Source organism: Longimicrobium sp. (assembly GCF_036280135.1).
Taxonomy (GTDB): domain Bacteria; phylum Gemmatimonadota; class Gemmatimonadetes; order Longimicrobiales; family Longimicrobiaceae; genus Longimicrobium.
In genome coordinates this window covers 1-2673 of record NZ_DASURI010000328.1, presented here as the reverse complement: position 1 = coordinate 2673, position 2673 = coordinate 1, and the positions used below count along the sequence as shown (strand labels likewise).

General features: G+C 74.6%; 1 protein-coding gene. It reads left to right on the top strand.

The window, feature by feature from the left end:
* A partial coding sequence (locus VFZ20_RS10380) for an amino acid adenylation domain-containing protein (RefSeq protein ID WP_329683798.1) occupies positions 1–2673 on the top strand: 2673 nt, incomplete at both ends.

Here is a 2673-nt window from a genome sequence, read left to right as displayed (position 1 = left end):
CCCCGACGAGCACCTGCTGCAGCTGTGCATGCACCACGTGGTGACGGACGGGTGGAGCGACGGCGTGATGCTGGGCGAGCTCTCCGCCCTGTACGCGGCGTTCCGCGAGGGGCGCCCGTCGCCCCTGCCCGAGCTGCCCGTGCAGTACGCCGACTTTGCCGTGTGGCAGCGCGAGCAGCTGCAGGGCGAGATGCTGGACCGGCAGACGGCGTACTGGAAGGCGCGGCTGGCGGGCGCCCCGGCGCTGCTGGAGCTGCCCACCGACCGGCCGCGCCCCGCCGTGCAGAGCCACCGCGGCGCCCGCGAGCGCTTCACCCTCTCCGCGTCGCTGCTGGAGCGGCTGACGGCCCTGGGCCACCACGAGGGCGCCACGCTCTTCATGGTGGTGCTGGGCGCCTTCCAGGTGCTGCTGTCGAAGTACAGCGGCAGCCCCGACGTGGTCGTGGGCACGCCCATCGCCGGCCGCACGCGGCGCGAGCTGGAGGGGCTCATCGGCTTCTTCGTCAACACGCTCGTGCTGCGGACGGACCTGTCCGGCGCCCCCTCGTTCCGCGAGGTGCTGCGCCGCGTCCGCGAGGGCACCCTGGGCGCCTACGAGCACCAGGACCTGCCGTTCGAAAAGCTGGTGGCCGAGCTGCAGCCGGAGCGCAGCCTGAGCCACGCCCCCCTCTTCCAGGTGATGATCACCCTGGACGGCACCGACGCCGCCCCCGCCGCGGACGGCGACGGGCTGCCCGGCGGCCGCATGGCGGGGATGGGCTCCGAGGTGGAAAAGGCCCGCTTCGACCTCACCCTGCGCATCGCCGTGCACGGCAACGGCATCGCCGGCACCCTGGAGTACGCCACGGACCTCTTCGAGCCGCGCACCGTCCAGCGGATGGTGGCGCACCTGGAGCGGGTGCTGGCCCAGGTGGCGGACGACGCCGACCGCCCCCTCTCGGCCCTGGCGCTGCTGGACGGCGCCGAGCGGACCCAGGTGGTGGAGACGTGGAACGCGACCGACGCCCCCTACCCGGCCGATGCCACCCTGCACGGGCGGGTGGAGGCGCAGGCGGCGCGGACCCCCGACGCCGTGGCCCTGCGCTGGGAAGACGAGGCGTTGACCTACGCCCGGCTCAACGCGCGGGCCAACCAGCTGGCGCGCCACCTCGTCCGCCTGGGCGTGGGCCCCGAGACCCGCGTGGGCCTGTGCCTGGAGCGCAGCGTGGAGATGGTGGTCTCCCTCCTGGCCGTCCTCAAGGCCGGCGGCGCGTACGTTCCCGTGGATCCCGGATATCCGGCGGACCGCATTGCCTACATGCTGGCGGACAGCGGCGTCCCCGTGCTGCTGACGCAGGACCGCCTGCGCGCCGTCCTGCCCGCGACGGACGCCCGGGTCATCTCCGTCGACGCGGAGTGGGAGACGGTCGCGGCGGAGGAGACGGAGAACGTGGCGTCCGGCGCCACGCCGGGGACGCTGGCGTACGTCATCTACACGTCGGGTTCGACCGGAAAACCCAAGGGCGTGATGAACGAGCACGGCGGCGTCGTGAACCGCCTGGCCTGGATGCAGGCCGAGTACGGGCTGACGGCGGACGACGTGGTGCTGCAGAAGACGCCGTTCAGCTTCGACGTGTCGGTGTGGGAGTTCCTGTGGCCCCTGCAGCAGGGCGCCACGCTGGTGATGGCCCGCCCGGACGGCCACCGCGACCCGCGCTACCTGGCGGATGCCATCCGCCGCCACGGCGTGACGACGGTGCACTTTGTCCCCTCCATGCTGCAGACCTTCGTGGAGGCGGCGGACGTGGAGGCGTGCGCCAGCCTCACCCGGGTCCTCTGCAGCGGCGAGGCGCTGCCGCCGGCGCTCGTGGAGCGCTTTCACGCGCGGTTCCCGGCGTCCACGGGCCTGCACAACCTCTACGGCCCCACCGAGGCGGCCGTGGACGTGAGCCATTGGCCCTGCGCCCGCGGCGACGCATCCGGCGTCGTCCCCATCGGCCGGCCCGTGTGGAACACGCGGCTGTACGTGCTGGACGAGGCCGGCCAGCCGACCCCGGCCGGCGTTCCCGGCGAGCTGTACATCGGCGGGGTGCAGGTGGCCCGCGGCTACCACGGCCGCCCCGCGCTCACGGCCGAGCGGTTCATCCCCGACCCGTTCGGAGCGCCCGGCGCGCGCCTGTACCGCACGGGCGACAAGGCCCGCTGGGTGTCCCGTCCCGGCGTGCCGGACGCGTCGGACGCGCGGGATCCGCACGGATCCGCGGAGCCGCTCCCGCACGCACACACGCACTTCCTGGAGTACCTGGGCCGCCTGGACGCGCAGGTCAAGATCCGCGGCTTCCGCATCGAGCTGGGGGAGGTCGAGGCCGCCCTGGCGTCGCACCCGGACGTGCGCGAGTGCGCCGTGCTGGCCCGCGAGGACGCGCCGGGCGACCGCCGCCTGGTGGCCTACGTGGTGGGCGGGGCGGACGGGCAGGCGCTGCGGGCGCACCTGGGCCGCGGGCTGCCGGAGCACATGGTGCCGGGCGCGTTCGTCTCCCTGGACGCGCTGCCCCTCACGCCCAACGGCAAGCTGGACCGCCGCGCGCTCCCCGCGCCGGAGTACGGCGCCTCCGCGGAGCGGTACGTGGCCCCGCGCACGCCCACCGAGGAGGCCCTGGCGGCCCTCTGGGCCGAGGTGCTGCGGCTGGAGCG